Here is a 22,319-nt window from a genome sequence, read left to right on the forward strand (position 1 = left end):
GACGGCACACCAGGCTTGCCTGGTCCATAGGTGACGGGTATCATGGCCACGTTCGCCCCCGTCGTCTAACGGTTAGGACACCAGACTTTCAATCTGACAGCGAGAGTTCGACTCTCTCCGGGGGTACAAAAGTACGCCATATAGATTTACATCTAGCCTGATGATTTATGATCTCGTTTTATTTCTGTTTCCTACTAAATAGAGATATGCGCATATAAGGCAAACCTTATATAGTTATACGCTTAGCTGTAATAACGGTGTTGAGATCTTCTTTTACTTTTGGCACTAAACGTGTAATTGCCATGCATCGTATAACTAAAGCTGTTAGCTTTTAGCAGACCTGAAGAGAATCATCACATCTGCCCTAATCCACATTTTGTAAAAAATAAAGTTGTTATTATCTTACCTGTTGTAAAAATAGATAAAATATCTGAAGCCCAATGTCGATATATCGCTTCACAGTCAAACCGACAGACACGATACATCATTCAAAATCTAGCGTATCTTCACCCTCTTGATTTTGCGACTCAATTTCCTCAGCATCTTTCTGAAGCCGTTCAGATGCGCTTAAAGTATGAGAATTGGGCTGAACATTTTTCTTTTCTCGTTCGTTCCTTTTCTTTTTACACTCTTGATTTAACCGGCTGTTTTCCTGCATCTGTTCTCTTTTCTTTTCTTCTTGTTCCTCTTTTTCACGATCTCGTTCTCGAGCAGATTCAATTTTTTTATCCTGATGAAAAAGAGCAATACGTTCTTCAACCTTCTTCAGCTTTTTCCTAGAAAATGGCAAAGTGAGGTTTAATGACTCCATGGCTTTTTTTACCTCCCCTTCGTCACATTTGAGCTCATCTGCGATTCCCTTGTAGCTGTATATATATTTAGGATTTCCCGACATCATTAGTTTACCTTTCAGCATGTTTTTTGAGCAATCAAACCGCTGTCCTTATATTTACTTTACACACACAAATCATTAAAAAGAATAAAAGTTCAATTGCCTAACGTTTGAAACTTCTACACTTTCAATTAATGAGCCTGACGTCAGATTCATTAGAGGATTGACATGGCGCATTACTTGCTCTGATTTCGCCAACCTCGCATAGTAGAACTCGCGACTACGTGAGAACAGTCACTGATCGTTGTTGCCATTCGAAGACATGATTATCTGCAATTAGAAAGGCTCGGAAACTCTAAATTTCCAGATTGATCACTTTGCCAGCCTCGACCGCAGTCACAGCAATCATAAAGGACGATCGTATCCGGGAGATGATTGCCGAAGGGAATCTAAAGCCGGATATAGCCGCCGGAACCGGTTGTAACCGACATCGTACACTTGGCGATTTGCGTCGTTGGGGTAATAGACTCGTCCAACTAGGTTCGCTTCCACCAACTCCTCCAAGGCTTGCAAATCAGGCTGTGAAGTCGAGCCAGTCTGTTTGCCAACAGAGACCAGTTGGGCCAGGGCCACGGCAGGCATGAGATGTGCATCATCAAGCACCTGAACGGGCGCGTCAAGGATATCCGCCAACATCTGGCACCATTGGGGTTCGCGGGTGCCGCCACCAATCAGGGTGACGCGTTCGATAGGCGTGCCCAGCAGGTCAAGCCCCTGACGAATCGAATAAGACACGCCTTCCAGCGCGGCTCTGGCAAGGTCGCAGGCCTCGGTCTCGGAAGAAATGCCGACATAGGCTCCGCGAATCGAAGGGTTCATCATAGGGAAGCGCTCCCCCACCAGATAGGGCATGCAAATCACGCCGCGTGCCCCTGCAGGGCTGGATTCCAACAAATACCCCATGCGCTGATAGAGGTCGCTGTCACCCTCGGTCGGACTGCCCCCTGCAAAGACTCCGGTGGCCCAAGCATGCACGTTGCCGGCATTGAGGAAGGGCACTGTATTGATAATGCTGTCAGTGCCCACATAGGCCAGATTGACCATTCCAGGGTGGTCGGTTACAGCCCGGTCTGTCACCGTAGCGATCCACCCGGATGTGCCCAGGTTGATATTGAACTGACCGGGATGGAATACCCCGCCGCCCAAGGTAGATGCGCCAGCATCCCCCATTCCCGCATAGACCATGGTTCCCGGAGCAAACCCCGTGGCAGCGGATGCGCCCGGCGTGCTGGTGCCGACGCTTTCCCATGGCCAATAGAGTTCCGGGAAGATTGCGGCATCCACGCCTACTGCCTCCAGGATGTCCCTTCTCCACTTCTGCGAATGCAGATCCATGGCGCCTGCCGTCGAGCAGGCCGTCATATCGCCGCAGTAGGCACCGGTCAGCCACCAAACCAGATAATCCTTGGCATCGATGAGCACATGGCGAACCTGCGCATACCGGTTGGGCTGATGCCTGGACATCCACATCAGTTTGGCCACCGGCAGGGACCCGTCGCACGGGTTCCCCACTACGGTTCGAAAGGACTCAGCCCCATAGATTTCAGTTAGCTCAGCAGACTCTTCTTCGGCCCTGCCGTCCGCGTACAGGATCGCCGGCCCGACGGGCTGCCCCTGTGCATCCAAGGCAATCAGGTCCTGCATCTGTCCGCTCATGATGATGCCGGTGACCTGGTCGCTCTTGAAGTGCTCGATGCTCCGCCCGGCTTTGGACAAAAGGTCACGGGACACCTCGATGAAGGCCTGCAACCAATCCTCGGGATTCTGCTCGATACGCCCATCACCTGTGTCGAGCGGCAAAAGACCGCTGGACGCGCACACCCTGGCGGAACCCTGGTCATCCACAAGAACGGCCTTGACCTGCGTGGTCCCCACGTCGAATGCGGCTGTATAGGTCATACCGGTCATCCTAGGACTTCCCAACCGCCCGGATGCCGACATGATTCCGTATGTGGACCGACGCACTTACCCCTGGGCCCCTGACCAGTCCACCACTGCTTCGACATTGTTCCCGTCCGGGTCCAAAACGAAAGCCGAATAGTAATGGGGGTGGTAATCGCGCAGTCCTGGAGCACCATTGTCACGGCCCCCGGCGGCGAGCGCCGCCCTGTAAAAGGCATCCACCGTTGCGGCATCGGCAGCCCTGAAAGCTATATGGGTCACCGGCGAAGCAGTCCCATCCTCACTCGGTGTCAGATAGAAGTCCGAGTGGGCCCCGTCGTCCTCTGGGCCTAACCCAATAGTGGGCTCATGGTGGGCCTTGGCCACGTACCCCAATGGCTCCAGGGCTTTGCTATAGAAATCGATGGAAGCCTGGATGTCCCGAACCTTCAGCGTCAGATGATCAATCATGTCCATAATTCTAGGTGACTCATCAACCAACAATGGCAGACCGCCCAGAATGATCTTTTCCGCATGCCGCTCAGTGCTGGGGATAACCAAGCTCAATCCTCAAGGCTGTGCTTCAGATGTATTGGCCGCCGGGCAGGTGCATGAAGTCCTCCACCTTGTTCCATTTGACCGGGTATCCCGCTCCGTGGGCGCAGAAGACCGAGTCAGGGGTGTTCTCCAGGTCGGACTCGGGGTCATAGCCGATGGAATCCACAAGAGCATCCTGGTCCTGGCAGGGACGATACCCGTTGAAGAAACAGGTCAGATGTCCGCGGCCGTGGGTGTAGGTGCTGACCTCGATGGCATAATCACGCATCTGTGATACCGGCGCATCCCCTTCCAGTTCAACCGTGTCCCCGTCTGCCTGAGGTTCCGAGAAGCTGCCCTTCATCCGGTAGATGTCCGACATAGCCCTGCCCAGATTCTCCTGCGGAAGGGCGAGCCTAAAGTGGTACCAGGGCTCCAGCAGAATACTGCTTGCCTTCATCAGCCCCTGCCGGACGGCACGGTAGGTGGCCTGGCGGAAGTCTCCTCCCTCGGTGTGCTTGATATGCCCGCGGCCGTCCAGCAAGGTGATGCGCATGTCTGTGATGGGCGAGCCTGTCAGGACGCCCAGATGCTCCTTCTCGGTCAGATGGGTCATGATGAGCCGCTGCCAATTGCCGTCCAAGCGGTCCAGGCTGCAGGTCGACGCGAAGCTGAGACCGCTGCCCGGCCCCGTAGGTTCCAGGAGCAGATGGACTTCGGCATAATGCCGGAGGGGCTCGAAATGTCCAACCCCTTCGACGGGGGTCGCGATGGTCTCCCTATAGAGGATTCCGCCCTGGCTGAAGGAGACCTGCATGCCGAACCGCCGCTCCAGCTCCTCCTGGATCACCTCCAACTGGACCTGGCCCATCAGTCGTAAGTGAATCTCTTGAAGCTGCTCCTGCCAGACCACATGCAGCAGAGGATCCTCATCCTCAAGGATGCGCAAGGCCTTCAACACCTGATGCGGATCCAGCCCCTCAGCCGTCACTGCGTAGGTCAGCACCGGCTCCAGCACAGGCTCCAGATCCTTCCGCTCGCAGCCAAGCCCCTGTCCTGGATGTGTCAGATCAAGCCCGGTTGCAGCCACGACGCTCCCGGCCTGAGCACAATCCGTCAACCTATAAGCCGCTCCCGAATAGAGCCGAAGCTGGTCAATCGTCTCGCTGATCTGTCTGTATCCTGTCTTCCCGGAACCTGATTGGCCTTCGGATCCATTGCACAAATCGGTAATCACGGACGACTTGACCGGCAGGTCGCCACCAGTCACCTTGAGCCAGGTCAGCCTGGCGCCTTTGTCATCATGCGATACCTTGAACACCCTTGCGCCGAACTCTCTGCCGTACCCAGGCGAAAAGGTGTACCGCTCCAGCCCTTCCATGAGGGCGTCGACCCCGTCCAGACGCAGGGCAGACCCAAGGAAGCAGGGAAAGAGACGACGCTCGGCAACCAGCCGTGCCAGGCTCTCATCAGATATACCCTCGGTCTTGAGGTACTCATCCATGACGTCCTCATCGAGCAAGGCCACATCCTCCATATCGCCATGCTCAAGTCCACGGCTCAGATCGAAGCAGCCCGGAGACCAGCGCTGCTTGCAGCTTTGAAGAATGCGGGCAGCATCAGCTCCAGGGGCATCCAACTTGTTGACGAAAATGAAGGTGGGCACCTCGTAGCCTGCCAGAAGCCGCCAGAGCGTATCGACATACCCCTCTAATCCAGCGGTTGCATCGACGACCAGGAGGGCATAATCCAATACTGACAGGACCCGCTCCATCTCGGCCGAGAAATCGACATGGCCGGGTGTATCGATAAGGGTAAGCTCGACATCACGATAGGCCAGCCGGGCCGGTTTGGAGAAGATGGTAATACCGCGTTGACGCTCCAGATCGTTGGTGTCCAGATAGGCGTCGCCATGATCCACCCTGCCCGGACGGCGAATTTCCCCGCCCCGGTAGAGCATGGCTTCCGAGAGCGTGGTCTTGCCGGCATCCACATGGGCCAGCATTCCCGCCACTATCCTCTTGACCACCGGGGGCCTCCCTCACTCTTCACACCTACAAGGTCACATCTACAGGGAACAGACGCATATCCTATCTATGCGCACTCTATGGTCTGTCTGCCGAAACCTGATAAGTCAGGTCGTGGATGACCCGGCCGGCCTCAATCCCCTTGCGCTCGAAATTGGTCACGATTCTGCCGTCGAACCGCTCCGACTCCATGAACATGGCATGAGGTAGGGATTCGGCCTGATCAGCCGTCCCCTTGCCGACATGTTGGGTAGGCAGACTGACCCGCAGATCGCCCAGGTTTCTGAATCTCGGATTCTCATCCATCACCTCATGCACATGCAGGGCGTAATCCTCGATGTCAGTTGCAATTCGCCAAAGGCCACCAGGCTCCAGACAATCCGCCAAGTCATCAGCCAGAGCCGGCTGGACCAGACGACGCTTGTGGTGCTTCATCTTGGGCCAGGGATCAGGAAAGAAGGTCCATACCTCCTTGATCAGTCCAGGATCCATTCGGGCCAGAAGGTCCGGGGCGTTGACCTGGGCAAGCCGCAGATTATCCAAGTCCGATTTACCGGCCATCAGCATGGTATGGGCCAACCCCGGCTGATAGACCTCCAGGGCCAGGTAGTTCCGATCAGGGTGTTCCCGGGCCGAGGCCACTACATTCTCTCCCTGGCCGGATCCGATCTCGACGATCAGCGGGGCCTGTCGCCCCCAGGCCGACCTGACCATTGCTGCATCACAACGCAGATCCTCGGCAACTGTCAACGAACCCTCAGCCTGGCCCAAATCGAGAAGGTATCTGGAGGAATACCGGGCCCAAGCCTTCGCCAGCCGTTCACTGAGCTTCTCGGAGCGCCTCACATAGGAGACGATGGACCGCCTAGGGGCCTTGCTCTGTCTTTCTTCACTCATCACAGCTCATATATATCCTAGAAAATACAAACAAGCGGACATAGCGGGCACATGTGCCCGTGATATACTCAATCTAGAACAAAACACAACAAAATGTTGCAAAACCGAACAGTCTCTTACGTCCGGTTTTCGACAGGAAAGGCATGCGGATGTCAGTTTTGGTTACAGGCGGCTGCGGATACATCGGCGCCCATGTGGTTCACGCCCTGCAGGAGGCCGGCAAGGAGGTCGTCGTGGTCGATGACCTCAGCTACGGCAGGCCCGACCGGATCGGCAATGCGAGGCTTTATGGCGCCGACGTGGCTGCACCTGGCGCCGATCAGCGCCTGGCTGAGATCATTGAGGAGAACAAGGTCGACTCGGTCATCCACTTCGCCGCCCGCAAGCAGGTGGGCGAGTCGGTGGAGAAGCCCATCTGGTACTACCGGCAGAACCTGAACGGCATGATCAACGTCCTGTCCGCCATGGCAAAGACCAACGCCAAGAAGCTGGTCTTCTCCAGCTCGGCCGCAACATACGGCGAGCCTCCGGTCGACGTGGTCCCTGAGGACGTGCAGCCCATGGTCCCCATCAACCCTTATGGCCAGACCAAGCTGGTCGGCGAGTGGATGGCGCGGGCCTGCGAGCAGCCTTACGGCATCCGCTTCTGCGCCCTGCGCTACTTCAACGTGGCCGGCTGCGGACCGGTCAGCCTGGAGGATCCGGCGGTCCTCAACCTGATCCCCATGCTCTTCGACAGGCTGCGTCAGGGCAAGGCACCCGCCATCTTCGGCGATGACTACCCCACCCCCGACGGCACCTGCGTGCGCGACTACATCCACGTCTCCGACCTGGCTGACGCCCACATCGCCGCCTTGGACTACCTGGACCGCGACCAGCGCCGCTACGATGCCTTCAATGTGGGCACCGGCCAGGGTACATCCGTCCGCCAGATCGTGGACGAGGTCAAGAAGGTGACGGGTCTGCCCTTCACTGAGGCCATCAAGCCCCGCCGCGCTGGCGATCCACCGCACCTGATCGGCGACCCCACCCGGATCAACACCGAGATGGGCTGGCATGCCAAGTATGGCGTCGAGGAGATCGTCGAATCTGCATGGAAGGCCTGGCAGGCCAACCCTGCCCACCACATCGACACCGATGGCTGGCAGCAACAGGACTAGGCAGCGACGCGCCGGGGCTTGCATTCCTCCGGCGCTCATGTAAACTTTCCTCTTGGCTGTTCAAGCAGTCTCGGCTCCGTAGCTCAGTTGGTTAGAGCGCCGCCCTGTCACGGCGGAGGTCACCGGTTCAAGTCCGGCCGGAGTCGCTGGGAATGGTCTGGCCCGGTTTTTCCGGGTCTTTTCGACTGTTCATGGCTCTGTAGCTCAGTTGGTAGAGCGAGCGACTGAAAATCGCTAGGTCAACGGTTCGATCCCGCTCGGAGCCACCAGCCATTAAGCCCCTGAGATTCACGAGGAATCCAGGGGCTTAATTGGTATTTCATGCATCTATCGTTCAGGACAGCTGTCTGGCCACCCAGTCAACGATGTAGGGCGCAGTGTGCTCGATCTGATCGATGGCCACCTCGAACTCATGGGGGCCGCCATACCAAGGGTCAACCAGGTCGATTTGGCTCTCCCGTCCCGGTGCCGGCTTGGGCAGGTCCGGGTCGAAGCTGCGGTACAGGTGAACAGCGGATCGCTTGCCGGAGGGCAGCAGACGGAGAAGGGCTCGCATATGGTCGGCCGTCATGGGCAGCAGCAGGTCGGCGTCTTCGGCCTCCTCCCGGGTGATCCGGTGGGCGAAGTGGTCAGCCGGCACCTCATAGCCCCGCTCGCGCAGAACTTTCTGAGCACGTCGATCTATGGGGTTGCCGAACTCCTCGTCACTGACTCCGCTGGATTCCACCCTGACCTGATCCTCATCCAGTCCGCGATCTTGGAAGAACTTGCGCAGGATGACCTCAGCCATGGGCGACCGGCAGATGTTGCCGGTGCAGACGGTCATGACGTTGTAGGGACCCCGTGAGGCCTTTCCTTCAGAATCCTGGCCCATCAACGCACCTTCCCATAGGTGATGTACCGGAACCGCGGGATGGCAGCCGCCTGATCCGGTTTGGCAGGGGTCATCCACTGGCTCTCGTCGCGCACCTGCCAGAACCGCTTGCTGACCAGCTCCTCCATATCGGGCACAAAGACATCAGCTGGAGTCCGCAGATCCAGATCCGTCACGTAGGCGGCATCAGCCAGCGGGAAGAAGGTGCTGAAGACCCCTGCGCCGCCGATGACCCAGATTTCACTGCGATCCATCCCATCGTCGGGAATGGCTTCCTGCCTGGCCAGCTCAAGAGCATCGTCAGCCGCAGATACCACCGTGGCGCCTGGTGCCCGAAACCCTGGATCACTGGACAGAACGATGTTGTCCCTCTTGGGCAGGGGCCGCTCCCCTATGGAGACCCAGGTCCGCCTCCCCATGATGACAGGATGGGAGACGGTCAGCTCCTTGAAGTGCCGCATGTCCTCGCTCAGATGCCAGGGAAGTGCATTGTGGTAACCAATGGCGCCGCGCCTACCGTCAGTGGCCTGCGCCTGCGCCCAGATCATATTGACCGATGAGCGGCGACCTATCTCTTCTTCCTGATGCCGCCATTCCTCATCACCTAGAAGCCCGGCCTGACCGGGCTCGGGTTCGTGATAGCCGCTTCGACTATTGTCATGCTCCATCTGTTGCGTTCACTCCTCATAGTGAGTAGATATACGAGTACATTCTAATCTGCGGATTCGACGGTGCCCGTATTCGGCTCAGCACACCATCAGACCGCCACTGGAGCCTTGATGGCGGGATGGCATTGATAGTCCACCACCTCGAAGTCTTCGTACTGATAGGAGAAGATGGAGTCGGCCTTGCGGATGCGCATGGTCGGGTAAGGATAGGGCTTGCGCGACAGCTGCTCCAGAACCTGCTCCACGTGGTTGTCGTAGATATGGCAGTCGCCACCGGTCCAGACGAACTCCCCAGGCTCAAGATCGGCCTGCTGGGCCATCATCAGGGTCAGCAGGGCGTAGGAGGCGATGTTGAAAGGCACCCCAAGGAACATGTCGCAGGAGCGCTGATAGAGCTGGCAGCTCAGCCTGCCGTCGGCCACATAGAACTGGAAGAGCGCATGGCAGGGAGGCAGGGCCATGCTGTCAATCTGGGCTGGATTCCAAGCTGTGACGATCATTCGGCGGGAGTCGGGGTGGGTGCGAATCAGATCCAGCACCTTGGCGATCTGGTCGATGGTGTGATGAGGGTCCTCCGGCGTCGGGGCGGGCCAGCTGCGCCACTGGACCCCATAGACCGGGCCCAGATCCCCGGTCTCCGGGTCGGCCCACTCGTCCCAGATATGCACGCGGTTCTCCTGCAGCCAACGCACGTTCTGCGAGCCCTTGAGGAACCAAAGCAGCTCGTAGGCGATGCCACGGAAATAGACCTTCTTGGTGGTGATCAGCGGGAAGGAATGCGACAGATCGAAGCGCATCTGCCTCCCGAACAGGGATATGGTCCCGGTGCCCGTCCTGTCGGACTTCAGGGTGCCCTCGCGCAGGATGGTGCGCACCAGATCCTCATAGGGGGTGGGAATGTCCGAGTCGGGACGCTCGGGGATGCGTGTGCGGATACGTTGCAGTTCTTCGGAAGTCAAGGCCATGCGGCCATACTATCAAGTCCTCGGTCAGCTGAGCGCGCCCCGGTGACGAATTGCACAGTCCGGGTTAGATTGGAGGAGCAGGTCCGGCCACAGGGTCGGATCCGGATGGCGCACCCGGGCGTGTGCCGGACAAGGAGGAACAGATGGGCAAGAGACTTTGGGTCGAACGCGACAAGGACGGTACCTGGAACGCCTATGGCGACAATGGGGCCCATATCACTTTCGGCAAGGGCGAGGACCAGTTCAACCCCGGTGACCTGATGAAGATCGCCCTGGCCGCCTGCGGAGCCCTATCCAGCCAGTTCGCCGTGGAGAGCGCCCTAGGCAAGGGCAAGGGAGCGAAAATCGTGGTGGACGGCACCTATGACGCCGACGACGACGCCTACCTGAGCTTCGACGAGCAGGTGGACGTCGATGCCACTTCTGCCAGGTTGGCCCAGGATGATGCAGACAAGCTGGAGGAGCGGGTCCGCCGCCATATAGCCAAGTCCTGCACTGTGGCACACACCTACCAGCGGGAGACACCGGTCAGGATCTCCGTCAAGGTTCGTCACTGATCCAGCAACAATGGATGAGCGGGGACCCCCTGAGTTCATGGAACTTCGGGGATCCCCGCTCTTGTTATTGCCTTTACTCCTTGTGCTCGGGATCGATGGTCGACTCCAGGTCAGCCAGCTGCTCGGGCTTGGCCGAATCCACGGAGATACGCTCCACGCCGGTAATCTCAGCCACATCCGTGCTTTCAGCCGCCTCTGCTGCGGCCTTGAGCCCGGACTCCTCGGCCTCCACGTACTTGCGCGGCACCACGTAGACCGGGCTGACTGCATGCTGCAGGAGCCCCTGGCTGGTCGACCCCAGCAGAAGCCCTGTGAAGCCGCCGCGACCACGTGAGCCGACCACAACCACATCATGGGTCTTGCTGGCCTGGGTCAAAGCTTCCACAGCCGACCCCGGCACCACGGTCTTGTTGATGCGCAGACTCGGATAGGTCTTCATAAGCGGCGCGATTCGGGTATTGAGGTCATCCAGGTAGGAATCCATGACGCTGCGCTCCTCGGCCGACCCCGTACCGGTCAGTCCGGAAATATTGGGCACTGCAGACATGACGTCCAGCTCGGCATCCCAGCTGTCGGCGAAGGAGGCGGCTATCTGCAGGGCCTTGAGGCCCCACTTGGATTCGTCGGAGCCCACGGCGACCCGCTTGATATCGTTGCTCAGGTGCATCAGTTTGCCGTCGTCGTCGGTGTAGGGAACGACCACGATGGGGCAGTAAGCATAAGCGGGCAGGCTGGAGCTGGTAGTTCCCAGCAGTCGCTCGGCCAAGCCGCCCTTGCCCCGGTTCCCGATGACGATCAGCCGGTAATTGCGGCTCAGCTCCACGAAGACCGAGGAGGGATCCCCCGTCACGATCAGCGTAGCCGCACTGACGCCTTGCTCATCGGCGATGGCCTTGGCTTTGGAGAGGATCTCCTGGGCGTCGTTGTGAGCGGCCACGTCGTCACCCATGGTGGTATATGTCGCATCGAAAGAGACGGCCGCATACGAGGGAAGGGAATAGGCGCAGACGATTTGCAGGGTCAACCCTGCATGCTTAGCGTAGTTGGCGGCCCACCACGCCGCCTTGTAGCTGGCGTCCGAGCCATCGACGCCTACCAGAACAGCCTTGTCGTTGCTCATCCGACGACCTCCTTTATACTTGGCGATGACAAACCGACACCGCTCCTTCTGTCAGAATATCGCATGCAGGTCTGATCAATAAGTCTGCCGGAACCAACATGCGAGAAACCTCGACTCTGAATATGCAAAACGCCCCCATAGGGGGCGTTAACGCTGCATAAAACCTATGCCTCAGACCAGACGACGGTAGTTGAAAGTCTGATAGACCGCCTGAACCTTGACACTCTGGCCGGGAGCCGGAGCATGGATCATGCGTCCGCCGCCGACATAGATGCCAACATGACTGCCATCGGGGGCTACCATCAGGTCGCCTGGAGCCGGATCCGTAACCGGCACGCCCATGGAACCCTGATCGGCAGCTACTCGGGGCAGGCCGATGCCGAAGTGGGCGAACACATACTGGGTGAATCCAGAGCAATCGAAGCCCCTGGCAGGATCGGTTCCCCCGTACACATAGGGAATCCCCTGGAACTGAAGGGCATAGTTGACCACATCTGCACCCGTACCGGTGGCCGGCACGTCAGCAACTCTACTAGAGGCACCGTCACGAGCAGCCGAACGACTGACTTGCGCGGCCTGGCGCTGGCTGGCCGCTGCCTGGGCCTGCTGAGCTCTGGCCTCGGCATCCTTCTCGGCCTGGGACTTGGTGGCAGGGACGTTCAATGACTCGATGCCACCCCAGCGGCTGTCCTTTTCGACGGTGGTCGCCGTCGATTCGGTCAGCAGGTCGGCACGCACCTTGCTGCCTGGGGTGAATGAACGCGACGAAGTGGCTACGGCCTCACTACCATCACTGGCCTGGGCCACGGCGGGTATACCGATGAAAAGCGTGCCACAGATTGTGGCCGCTGCCATCATGCTCACATACTTGCGTGTTTTTTTCATCGTGCACAATTCTATCACGTGTAGGGAACAGAAACTAACTTTGGGCAACACGATCCGCGTAACCAAGGATCAGTAATGGATATAGCGCAGAGCGTGCACATTCGTCAGAGTGCGGGAGTAGGTCTTCCCGTTCATCACGGCGCCGCACTCGGAGGTGACGATAGAGCCATCAGGATTGATCTTCTCCACAATGGCCACATGGCCATAAGCGGAATCCGAACCCTCCTGGCCGGCCTGGAATACCACGATGTCGCCGACGTTGCGCGGCGTGTCATCCACCCAGTAGCCTAAAGTGCGGGCCGAGCCTGACCAGTCCTTGGCATTGCCCATATGGGAGCCCACCGGCAGACCCAGCTGGTGACGACGGACATAGGCCCACCAGGTGCACTGGCTGAATTCATAGGCGTTGCCCACATCTCCCGTGGCATGGTTGGGATTGAACCCTGCCGGCAGAACCGATCGGTTGGCATCCATCAGCGCCGCCACGGCCGGATTGTTTGCCGAGGATTTGGACATCTGCCCAGCATCGAGCTCAGACTCGCCCAGGTCCCAACTGCCCTCGTTGCGCTGTGAAGCCGTCGGCAAGGGCTGGCGGTAGTCGGAGCGAGAGACCCTTGAACTGTCACTGGCATCAGCGTAGCCGGCGGAGGATGAGGGGGTGACAAGGTTGATCGCGACGCTGCCGGCCATAGGCAGGGACCAGTCGCCTCGAGCCTGATTAACAGCCATTGAGGAAGCGGCCGCACCGACAAGGACAGTTAGGGCCGAACCAGTCATGATATGGGAGCGACGGGCTGAAGCCTTGGCCGCCAAACGGATAGAGCGTCGGGTTCGAGGGGCCACCTCGTTGAGCTTGGCCGCCAAGACATCATCAACGCCCTGAATGCCGGCCTCCCGGGTTGCACCCGTCGATCGGCTGGTCGGCGAACTGCCACCTGCGCCCCGCGCGGCCGAAGCCTTGTGCGCAGCATGCTTCATGTAGAATCACTCCCGTTTATGTTCCGACGCGACTTTCGTGCCGTATCACGGACCATCACAAGGGAACACCATAACGCAAGCGAGAACTCAGGCCAAATGGCCTGAATTGTCCACACTGGTGTACTCAAGCATGGCTTCGGTGGCCGCTCATCTTCGACAACCACGGAATACGTTAGGATTATACGGACATAAGGCGGACATGAGCAAACCGGCGTGCGTGCCATCCGCCACGGCGTGTCTCTCTGTTTTGAGCCCTGTGTGGTCCACCCTGAGCGAACCCTGATCAAACCGGGGTCGAAGCCAAGAGGAAGGATCCGCCGGCATTCTCGGAATCCTGAAGCATGGTGATGTCGACACGGCCGTCCTGGGAGGGAATGAAAAGGGCCCGGCCCTGGTCCAGCACACAGGACTGGTCAGCGGTTGCGCAACGGATCCGACCATCAGTACAGACGATGATGCGCGGCCCGCGGCGCGGAATCATCAGGTGACGAGGTCCTAGGCGCTCTATCAGATCCCCGTAACGCTGCTGGAGTCTGTTGAGCAGGGGCCACGTGGCTCCGCCCTCCTCCACATGCCCGTAGACCAGCATGTATTCGTTGATCTTGGGCCGGTAGGTCACCATATTGTGCATGATCAGGGTGGCGATCATGGAGCTGGATGGGTCAATAGGGGCCGAAGGCTGGCAGTCCAAGCTATGCAGGAGGTTGGGAATGTCCCGATGCTTGGGGGTCATGCCTGCCCTGAGCACATTGTCGGAGTTGGTCATGATCTCTGCAGCAGTGCCGTGGATGTATGCGTGAGGAGTCCCGGCAGGGATATAGACCGAATCGCCCTCCTCCAGGTCCACAGGGTTGAGCATGAGCAGACAGAGCACAGCCGGATCCTCCGGGAAAGCCCGGGCGGCACACAGGGCATGATTCAGTACGGCTCCCGCTCGTTTCGAACGCAGCCGCCCAGCGGCAGCCTCCAAGGCTTCTTCCATGCCTCGGGCCGCCTCTGGCTGGGCAGTCACGGCGGCGTGGAAGGCCCGGAAAATACGCCGGCGGGAATCCGGCCAGATCAAGGAGGAGACCGGCATCATGGCATCAGCCGAAGCGAAGCGGGCCGGCGGAACTCCCAAGTGGAAGGTACGGGCGGTCAGCGCCTGGGTCATCAGCTCGGCCAGAGGGTGGTCCACAGCGCGCAAAAGGGTCAGCTGAGTGGAAATGGTTGCGAAGCCTACACAGGCCTGGAAGGGCTCCAAGGCTACCACCATTTCGTTCTTGGCCAGACTGTCGTGAAAGGAGCGTCTCGGATCGTCGTCAGGCACCCCTTGGGCATTCTCACGGTTGAAACCGGCACGAGCCTCGAAATCCAGGGGATGCACCTGCAGGGAGAGAGGAATGCGGGCCGAGATGATCTTGAACAGGTAGGGCAGTGTAGGACCGAAGAGGCGAGAGTCGCGCTCTCCCAGCATGGTCATGGGATTGCGGCGAATGGCCTCGGTCAACGGCATGAGCGAACCGTCGGGCAGTGTCAGGGGCGAGGGGGATTCGGTATGCCCGCTGAACCACATCTCCGCCAGGGTGTCCCCCTGGCCTTCTGTTGACTCATGCAGATGGAACATGCGCTGCAGTCGGTCATGCGAGCCCCAGGCGTAGTGCTTCTCCACAGCTTGGATCGGATACACGCACTCCCCTTTCCACGGGAAATCCCTCCATGGGCCGGTGCATACGAACCCACCAATCCCCGTCATGATAGGACAAGGGCCAAGGCCTAGGCAAGGCGTGGGGGTCGCCGCATGTCATTGCAAACGGTACAGTGAGGGGTATGAAGCTGGCTCCCATTTTCGATCCGGACGCCCGCAGGCCATCGCCGCGTCCCGTGCAGGTGGACCTGCGGCGCATCTTCTTGCTCGGCACAGGAGCCTGGATTCTGGCGCTGGCCGTAGTCGGCATCCTAGCTCTGACTGGAATGACGGTCACTAAGCCCCTTATTGTCTGCCTTTCCGGGGTTGGCGTGGGCATCCTGCTGTTGATCTGGGAACACTTCAATCGCTGGGATTATCGCCGTCTGGCCCAGCAACCGGACCCTGAGCCAGAGGAAGCATCAGCGTAAATGTGCTCCCCTCTCCCGGCGCACTCCAGACAGTGACCGATCCATGGTGGGTCAGAGCCACATGTTTGACGATGGCCAGCCCTAGGCCGATGCCCACTGCAGTCTGCTCATTCTGATTGTCTGCACGGTAGAAGCGTTCGAAGATCCTGCCCTGGTCCGCCTTGGATATGCCTCGGCCGTGGTCGACCACCCTGATGATCCCGTAGTGCCCGTCCTTGGAAGCCTGTGCCACCAAGGAGACAGTCGAGCCCGAAGGTGAATAGGATATGGCATTCTCCACCAGCTTGGCCAAGGCCACCCTGATCTGTTGTCCGTCGCCGTGAATAGTCAGCGGCTGGTCGCATCGCCACCGTAATGTCACATGGGCCTGATCAGCCCCATCCTGCTCATCATGCACCACTGTCCTTATCTGCTCAGCCACGTCAAGCACGTTCTCCCTGCTGGGCTTGATCCGCTCCTGAGCCCGGATCAGCAGAAGAAGATCCTTGAGCACATGCCCCAGATAGGCGCTGTAGCGCTGAACCGAGGAGGCATCCTTGGAGACGCTGCGCAGGTGGCTGCGTAGCAGATCCGGGTCATCCCCCTCCAGGTGCGAGGTGGTTTTCAGTTGCGCTGCAAGCTCCTCAAGGGCCTGGACCGGCTTGAGCATTTGCTCGGATACATTGGTCATGAAAGCATCCCTGGTCCGAATGAACCTGACCGAATCGCTCACATCATCGACCAGCACGACGACCAGTGACTTGTCTATGCGTCCCAGGGTGACCTTGAGCCAGTTCCTTCTGGATACCGCCTGGGCCTGAACATGGGTCGCATCCACGCGATCTTCGACCTCGTCAATAGCCAAATCTTCGGATTCCGAGCTCTCGGTAGCGGCATCCAGAGCAAATTCCGTAGGCGTTCGCGTGGTGAGATTGAAGCTGCGTCGACCGCCTGAGCGGCGTACCTGCGCAATGGCTTCGGTGATCTTCGGATCCGCAATCTCATCGTTGCTGACGATTCCCAGCCTGTAGGCATCCGGGCTGGAGCGAACAACCTCGTCATCGCCATCGACCACTACCGTGGCGGCAGGAATGAGCGCCAGCAGAGCCTGCGTCGAGCCTTCCAATGCCCCGCCATCGGCCTGTTCACCATCCTTGCCGCGGTTGCCCATAAAGCTGCGCAGGCGGTCCACAAACCGTCTCATAAGGACTTCCCTCCAGTCCGGCGCCGACCCCGGACGTGCGACATCAACCAAGTCTCATCGGCAGTTCTGGCTTTATTCTCGCATATCCGACATTGATTGCCGCTCCCATGGCCCGACATTCTTCAGGACTGGCTTTTTCTTGCCATCCTGGTCACATAGACTGGAGTCATATCGTTGACCGAGGCCGAAAGGGAAGAACAATGCGCGTGATTTTCAACGAGGAACTGGGGCTGGTGGCCGACGATCTCGATCGGATGGCTGCCAAGGTTCGCGATGCCATCAAAAAGGCCGGGCGATCCCTGATGGACTGCGACGTGGAGACAGCCCAGGAGGTCATCGACGGGGATGCCGATATAGACAACCTGCAGGCCATCATCATCGATCAATGCATCAGGCTCCTGGCTAAGCAGAGCCCTGTGGCCACTGATCTGCGGGTGGTGGTCTCCACGCTGAGCCTGTCAGCCACCTTTGAGCGCATGGGAGACCTGGCCAGGCACATCGCCGAGACAGCCAGGCGCTCCTACCCCGAACCGACCCTGCCCGACGAAGTCATTCCCCTGTTCAAACAGATGCAGGACTTTCTGGACGTCATGGCTGACCGTCTGGTCGACATGCTCTCCGACAGGGACACGACTATAGCCGAGCAGATCATCGTCAGCGATGACCAGATGGACAAGCTCCATCAGAAAACTTTCAGCTATGCCCTCTCGGACGACTGGAAGGGGAGCAGGCAGCAGCTGATCGACCTGGTCCTGGTGGCACGGTTCATGGAACGACTGGGAGACCACGGCGTCTCGGCGGCCCGGCGTGTGGTCTACATCGTTTCGGGCTTCGACCCCTCCAAGGATCCCAAGGATCTGGACATCGACCTGGACTGAATAAACAACAAAGGAACGACCTGCTGCCCGACAGTTCATCGGGTGGCGGGCCGTTCCTTTTTTATACTCGAGTGGTGTTGGATCCAGAGTTGTCTATTTAACGGAGCCGCGCACTACGCCGGAGATGACCCACCGCTGAGAGAATATATAGACGAGCAGCAAGGGAGCCATAGCCATCAGATAGGAAGCGAAAGCCACGGTGTAATTGGTGTTGTACTGACCTTGGAACACATATTGGGCCAATGGCAGGGTTCTTGCACCAGGATCCGTAAGCACCACCAAAGGCATGATGAAGTCGTTCCATGCCCATACACAGGTCAGAATTCCCACGGTTGCATTCATCGGCATGAGAAGCGGGAAAATAATCTGCCAGAACACCCGCCAGGTCGATGCCCCATCAACCCGAGCAGCCTCTTCCAACTCCATGGGAATGGAATGCAGGTAAGTCGTATACAGAAATATGTTCATCGAGAACCCGTACAGCGTATACAGCACAATCAGTCCTGCTTGGTTATCAAGACCAAGCAATCCCGTTTCCTTGACGACCGGGAGCATCACAATAGGGAACGGGATGAACATGGCTGCCAAGAAATAGTAGTAAGCGATCTTAAAGAAGGGCCTGTGCATATTCCGGGCTAGTGCATAAGCCAAGACCGAACTGGTCAGCAGAGTCAGTATCACCGAACACACCGTGATCATGGCCGTGTTCATAAGCGCTCTGGGGAAATTGGTCCGGGCCCAGGCCTCTGCAAAATTGCCCCAATGCACTGGATTGGGCCATTCAAAACCTGTCCCCTTAGCCAGCTGTTCAGGACTTTTAAGCGCGACCGCCACTGCAAAATACAGCGGTACAAGAACAGTCAATGAGCATACCGCCACCAGGGCTGTCAACCACCAATTGACCCTATGGAGACGCCTTCCATGACCGTGTTGTGCGTGTGGATTCATACCTGAGGACTTTGCCGGAATGGCATTCATAACTTGACTGGAGGTCATGGCGCTTAATCCTCCTTCGGATTAAGGTAACGAAGCTGTATAACTGAAAGAGCCGTGATGATCAGGAAGAGAATGGCTGCATCAGCAGACTGGTAGGCGAATTCGCCGCCTGTGAATCCACCCTGATAAATCTGCAGGGTCACCGATTCAGTAGCCATCCCTGGCCCGCCATCGGTCAAGGCGACTATCTGATCGAATGCCTGCATGAAGTTCTTGATATTGAGCACCACGTTTATGGTCACGTAGCCCATGATCAGAGGCAATGTGATGGACCTGAACGCCTTAAATCCCGTGGCCCCATCGAGCGAAGCTGCCTCATAGATATCTGCAGGAATAGTCTGCAGACCTGCCAGGTAGATGATGATCGCAAAAGCGCAGGCCTGCCACACCGTCACGATAACGATAGGCACCCAGGCCCAGTGCTCATTGGTCAGGATGTTATCCCGGAGCAGAGGAACTGCTGAGAAGATCTTCGGCACTGACTTGGAAAAGAAGAATTGAAAGACATATCCGATGATCAGCATGGACAGCACGTATGGAATGAAAAAGATGCCCCTAAATAGATTTCTTGCCTTGATCCGGGCATTCAAGGCCAAGGCAATCGCCAAGGAAATGACATTGGTCAGGATGGTAGCCACCAATGAAAAGAAAATGGTGAACAGATACGAGTGAAGAACCCTGTCATCCCCAAAGAGATTGACGTAGTTCGACAGACCCACCATGTGCCATTTTCCGTAACCGGCATAGTTGGTGAAGCTGAAGAAGATACCTGCCAGCATGGGGATGGTGTGGAAGATGGCGAAGAGAATGATAAAAGGCCATACCATCCAGTAATAAGTGGCCTCGGCAAATCGACGATGCCGGTGAGTGCCTGTGGCGACTGTCGTCTGTGTCATAGTCATGCGTTTGCCTCCAATCACTCGATGGTCCTGGCCGCAACCTTGCCCCACTCTTTGTCGAGTGTGGTGAGGGCCGAATCCAGGTCGCCGTCCAGCATGGCTTTGTTCAATATTGGGTTGTAGCTGATGCTGGAGGGTATCTGATGATCCGCATATCCCTGGATCCTGCCAGAATCTATCCAGTATTTGGCCGGCTTCATGGCCGGGTTCTCGTCCACAGGAATAGACGAGAGTGAAGGAATAAGCTGTTGTGACTTTACGAAACGACGCTGAACTTCGTCCGAGTATAGATAGTTGATAAAGGCCATTGATTCCTTCTCATGCTTGGGATGTGCACCCATGGTGATCGCCACATCTCCGCCAGAGACGAGAATGGCCTTGTCGGCCTCATCTGTGGGATAGGGGAAGAAGCCTATGTGCATTTTGGGGTTGATTTGCAGGACCGGCGCCATGGACCAGTTCCCCGCCAAGAGCATGGCTCCCTCACCCCTCGCGAAAGCGGAAGTTCCGTCCTCGTAAGTCATGGTTCTCACATCTTTGGTCGAGTGCTGATAAATCCAATAGAGCCGTTCCATCAGAGGTTTAAAGTTTTTCTGGAAGGAAACGGGCGAATCCGGCCCTACCTTTTTACCTTCAGCACGCATTTTGTCCCAGAACCCGTTGTTGTCGTAGTAAGGAGCCAGACCGTCGAAAGGCGTTGAAACTCGATTGGGATCGCCCAATGTTCCGATAAAGGGAGCAACACCGTCGGCTTCCAGAGTGGCTACTGCCTGTTCAAGATCCTTCCAGGTCTTGGGCACCTTGATGCCATGCTGCTTGAACAAATCGACGTTATAAGTAATACCGCATACGTTGCCAGCATAAGGCACAATATTGATCTGTTTGCCATCTCGTCCCAACCCATTGATCACGGATTGCATGACAGGGCGGATCCTATGACTTATAGGAGTGTTGCTGAAATCATAAAATACTCCAGCCTTGGCCATCTTGCCCATGCTTCCGTTGGGATTCAACGCTATAACATCAGGCGTGCGATCCTTGACTAGAAGAGCCCTCAAGGCCGTGTCGGCTGAAGAGACCTGATTCTGCACCACTTTGATGTTCGGATGCAGTCGCTCAAAGTCCGCGATAATCCTGGTGTAATCTTCTACTGCTTCTGGTTTGGTCTGGAAGAAGCTGAGCGTCGTCACATTGGCGCCTCCGGATCCACCGCATGCTGACAGAGGTGCCAGAGCCACGGCAGTAAGAGCTGCCGCGAGCACACGCACCAATGTGTTCTTCGTCATCTTCATTGACGTTTCTCCTCTGCCCGTTCGAACCGCCGCGCTGCACAATACGGTTCGACCTGTGGTTAGACCAGTCGAAATGGAACTTACAGAAACCCACATTGGCATTCCGGCCAGCTGATGTAAACGTTAGCACCTATAATTTTGTCCTGCAAGTTCTTTAACCGCCAAGCAATTCAGCAAGTTCTGCCTGATATTCGGTCTGATAAGGCTTCATCGCCTTTGTTCAGAGACAAGTCTCTCTAGCAAAAGACCAATACATAATGTATACGTATCCATTATTTAATCAAGCATGATAAAATTTTGCAGGCAAGAGCCCCGGTAACAATAGGAGGGCATCGTGGGTGCATCCATTCAAGACGTAGCGGATCGAGCCGGGGTTTCAATAGCCACGGTGTCCCGTACATTTACCCTCCCCGACAAGGTTCTTCCGCAAACCAGGGAAAAAGTCCTCAAAGTCGCACAGGACCTGGACTACACCATTTCACGATCTGCTTCAGCATTGAAGTCGGGCAAGTCGGCACGAATCGCCTTCTTGACTGGCGGAGAATTGGACTCCTGGTATGACTCACATGTTCTGGCTGGCCTCAATTCCGTCCTCCATGACGCAGGGTATGACATCGCTTTATACGCCGTATCAGATACGCAGGAACGCCATGCATTCTTTTCGGATATGTCTATCAAACGCAATGCTGATGCTGTACTTGTGGTCTCCTTCCAAATACCTTGCACAGAGGCCGACAAATTAGCCACGACGGGCATCCCGCTTATCGGGATCAACACCGAACCGATTCCGGAATTTTCGGCAACCGTAGGCATAGACGAGACCAGCTGCATGAGATTGATCATCAACCATCTGGTCAACCTCGGGCATCATAAAATCGCCTATGTCTGCTTGAATCCAGAGACTGAACATTTCAAATGGAATGGTCGGGCACGTCTGCAGGCATTCCACTCAATCTGCTCCCAATTAGGGGATCAGGTCAGTCCAACAGTCGTATATGCACCCAAAGACGATACTCGAGCGGACTTTGCCTTATCCCAGTTGGCCAGGTTGGACCAGTACCCGACAGCCGTAATCTGTATGAATGACGAATATGCCCTTCCTCTGCTTTTCTGCATGCAGCGATCGGGATACACAATTCCTCGAGACGTATCGGTTGCAGGTTTCGACGATTCGACATATGCCCGCGAAATCGGGCTGACCACTATTCATCAGGATCCCTACGAGATGGGAAAGTCGGCCGCTAAAACACTACTGAAATTGCTAGAAGGCGAGGACCCTGACCAGAACGTGCAAATTCAGCCATCTTTCTTAGCTGTTCGCAGTACGACCGCCCCTCCGGAGCGCTGACTCACCGCTAGCATGTCAACGACAGGATTTCCAAAGACTTATATCCGCAACCGGACACTAGCTTAAGTACACGATGGTCGAACTTGCGACGACCTCTTTGTTCTTTGCAGATGTATACGTTATCATGTGCTTGGAAGCATGGCTGCAGCCATGCGGACTCCATGACCATAGATGGGCCCTCGAGC

21 protein-coding genes and 3 tRNA genes are annotated in these 22,319 nt (G+C 57.1%); 8 read left to right on the plus strand and 16 right to left on the minus strand.

The genetic code is table 11. The annotated features are described in order from the left end of the window. The first annotated feature begins 54 nt into the window (after positions 1-54). Positions 55-126, plus strand: a tRNA-Glu gene (locus ACUIAG_RS04545). 358 nt (positions 127-484) lie between these two features. Here ACUIAG_RS04545 and ACUIAG_RS04550 read toward each other — a convergent pair. From ACUIAG_RS04550 to trmB, 5 genes are all read right to left on the minus strand, one after another. Next, complete coding sequence (locus ACUIAG_RS04550; RefSeq protein ID WP_445340326.1) at positions 485-898, minus strand: hypothetical protein; 414 nt, start codon at positions 896-898, stop codon at positions 485-487. 339 nt (positions 899-1,237) lie between these two features. After that, positions 1,238-2,800 carry a xylulokinase gene (locus ACUIAG_RS04555; protein ID WP_445340327.1) on the minus strand — a complete coding sequence of 521 codons (1,563 nt, stop codon included), beginning with the start codon at positions 2,798-2,800 and terminating at the stop codon, positions 1,238-1,240. Between the two features lie 57 nt (positions 2,801-2,857). Continuing rightward, entirely contained in the window at positions 2,858-3,244 is a 387-nt protein-coding gene (locus ACUIAG_RS04560; RefSeq protein ID WP_306221241.1) for a VOC family protein, read from the minus strand. A gap of 112 nt (positions 3,245-3,356) precedes the next feature. After that, complete coding sequence (locus ACUIAG_RS04565; RefSeq protein WP_445340328.1) at positions 3,357-5,339, minus strand: GTP-binding protein; 1,983 nt, start codon at positions 5,337-5,339, stop codon at positions 3,357-3,359. Between the two features lie 76 nt (positions 5,340-5,415). Then, positions 5,416-6,234 (minus strand): tRNA (guanosine(46)-N7)-methyltransferase TrmB, encoded by an 819-nt coding sequence (trmB, locus tag ACUIAG_RS04570; protein ID WP_045924758.1) that lies wholly within the window; start codon positions 6,232-6,234, stop codon positions 5,416-5,418. A 149-nt stretch (positions 6,235-6,383) separates the two neighbouring features. Here trmB and galE point away from each other — a divergent pair, with 149 nt between their 5' ends. The 3 genes from galE (at position 6,384) to ACUIAG_RS04585 (ending at position 7,663) form a co-directional block, all read left to right on the plus strand. After that, entirely contained in the window at positions 6,384-7,394 is a 1,011-nt protein-coding gene (galE, locus tag ACUIAG_RS04575; protein WP_445340329.1) for a UDP-glucose 4-epimerase GalE, read from the plus strand. Between the two features lie 72 nt (positions 7,395-7,466). Then, positions 7,467-7,540 (plus strand) — tRNA-Asp (locus tag ACUIAG_RS04580). A 47-nt stretch (positions 7,541-7,587) separates the two neighbouring features. Then, positions 7,588-7,663: transfer RNA gene (locus ACUIAG_RS04585), tRNA-Phe, on the plus strand. Between the two features lie 65 nt (positions 7,664-7,728). Here ACUIAG_RS04585 and ACUIAG_RS04590 read toward each other — a convergent pair. The 3 genes from ACUIAG_RS04590 to ACUIAG_RS04600 form a co-directional block, all read right to left on the minus strand. Beyond that, the gene (locus ACUIAG_RS04590) at positions 7,729-8,268 is read right to left on the minus strand and encodes a low molecular weight protein-tyrosine-phosphatase (protein ID WP_045924760.1); all 540 of its coding nucleotides are present in this window, start codon (positions 8,266-8,268) and stop codon (positions 7,729-7,731) included. Further along, complete coding sequence (locus ACUIAG_RS04595) at positions 8,268-8,936, minus strand: dihydrofolate reductase (RefSeq protein WP_445340330.1); 669 nt, start codon at positions 8,934-8,936, stop codon at positions 8,268-8,270. Before ACUIAG_RS04595 ends, ACUIAG_RS04590 begins: the two co-directional genes overlap by 1 nt. An 89-nt stretch (positions 8,937-9,025) precedes the next feature. Beyond that, on the minus strand, positions 9,026-9,901 hold the full coding sequence (locus ACUIAG_RS04600) for a thymidylate synthase (protein WP_198180369.1): 876 nt from the start codon (positions 9,899-9,901) through the stop codon (positions 9,026-9,028). Positions 9,902-10,044: 143 nt separating this feature from the next. On the opposite strand from ACUIAG_RS04600, the gene ACUIAG_RS04605 reads away from it, so the two are divergent. Further along, a complete protein-coding gene (locus ACUIAG_RS04605) occupies positions 10,045-10,458 on the plus strand; it encodes an OsmC family protein (protein ID WP_024626723.1) in 414 nt (137 codons plus the stop codon). Positions 10,459-10,531: 73 nt separating this feature from the next. Here ACUIAG_RS04605 and ACUIAG_RS04610 read toward each other — a convergent pair whose 3' ends face one another. The 4 genes from ACUIAG_RS04610 to manA all read right to left on the minus strand — a co-directional run bounded on the left by ACUIAG_RS04610 (position 10,532) and on the right by manA (position 15,110). Continuing rightward, the gene (locus ACUIAG_RS04610) at positions 10,532-11,578 is read right to left on the minus strand and encodes a universal stress protein (protein WP_045924763.1); all 1,047 of its coding nucleotides are present in this window, start codon (positions 11,576-11,578) and stop codon (positions 10,532-10,534) included. Positions 11,579-11,749: 171 nt separating this feature from the next. Continuing rightward, positions 11,750-12,463 carry a C40 family peptidase gene (locus tag ACUIAG_RS04615; protein ID WP_445340331.1) on the minus strand — a complete coding sequence of 238 codons (714 nt, stop codon included), beginning with the start codon at positions 12,461-12,463 and terminating at the stop codon, positions 11,750-11,752. 69 nt (positions 12,464-12,532) lie between these two features. Further along, a complete protein-coding gene (locus ACUIAG_RS04620) occupies positions 12,533-13,441 on the minus strand; it encodes a CHAP domain-containing protein (protein WP_445340332.1) in 909 nt (302 codons plus the stop codon). Positions 13,442-13,724: 283 nt separating this feature from the next. Then, positions 13,725-15,110, minus strand: a complete 1,386-nt coding sequence (gene manA / locus ACUIAG_RS04625; RefSeq protein WP_445340333.1) for a mannose-6-phosphate isomerase, class I — start codon at positions 15,108-15,110, stop codon at positions 13,725-13,727. A gap of 140 nt (positions 15,111-15,250) precedes the next feature. On the opposite strand from manA, the gene ACUIAG_RS04630 reads away from it, so the two are divergent. Next, positions 15,251-15,538 carry a hypothetical protein gene (locus ACUIAG_RS04630; protein ID WP_046323256.1) on the plus strand — a complete coding sequence of 96 codons (288 nt, stop codon included), beginning with the start codon at positions 15,251-15,253 and terminating at the stop codon, positions 15,536-15,538. On the opposite strand, the gene ACUIAG_RS04635 is transcribed toward ACUIAG_RS04630, so the two are convergent. Continuing rightward, a complete protein-coding gene (locus ACUIAG_RS04635) occupies positions 15,471-16,721 on the minus strand; it encodes a sensor histidine kinase (protein ID WP_445340334.1) in 1,251 nt (416 codons plus the stop codon). The two genes, ACUIAG_RS04630 and ACUIAG_RS04635, sit on opposite strands and share 68 nt — an antisense overlap. Positions 16,722-16,921: 200 nt before the next feature. Here ACUIAG_RS04635 and phoU point away from each other — a divergent pair, with 200 nt between their 5' ends. Then, entirely contained in the window at positions 16,922-17,599 is a 678-nt protein-coding gene (gene phoU, locus ACUIAG_RS04640; RefSeq protein WP_445340335.1) for a phosphate signaling complex protein PhoU, read from the plus strand. 93 nt (positions 17,600-17,692) lie between these two features. Here phoU and ACUIAG_RS04645 read toward each other — a convergent pair whose 3' ends face one another. The 3 genes from ACUIAG_RS04645 to ACUIAG_RS04655 are packed head-to-tail and all read right to left on the minus strand — an operon-like array spanning position 17,693 to position 20,786. Continuing rightward, entirely contained in the window at positions 17,693-18,547 is an 855-nt protein-coding gene (locus ACUIAG_RS04645; protein WP_445340372.1) for a carbohydrate ABC transporter permease, read from the minus strand. Between the two features lie 53 nt (positions 18,548-18,600). Further along, positions 18,601-19,497, minus strand: a complete 897-nt coding sequence (locus ACUIAG_RS04650) for a carbohydrate ABC transporter permease (protein ID WP_229131825.1) — start codon at positions 19,495-19,497, stop codon at positions 18,601-18,603. 14 nt (positions 19,498-19,511) lie between these two features. Beyond that, positions 19,512-20,786: an ABC transporter substrate-binding protein gene (locus ACUIAG_RS04655; protein ID WP_198199846.1), complete on the minus strand. Its 1,275-nt coding sequence runs from the start codon at positions 20,784-20,786 to the stop codon at positions 19,512-19,514. A gap of 334 nt (positions 20,787-21,120) precedes the next feature. Here ACUIAG_RS04655 and ACUIAG_RS04660 point away from each other — a divergent pair, with 334 nt between their 5' ends. Continuing rightward, on the plus strand, positions 21,121-22,134 hold the full coding sequence (locus ACUIAG_RS04660) for a LacI family DNA-binding transcriptional regulator (protein ID WP_445340336.1): 1,014 nt from the start codon (positions 21,121-21,123) through the stop codon (positions 22,132-22,134). Positions 22,135-22,319 lie beyond the last annotated feature (185 nt).

It is taken from the genome of Bifidobacterium sp. ESL0825 (assembly GCF_052606465.1).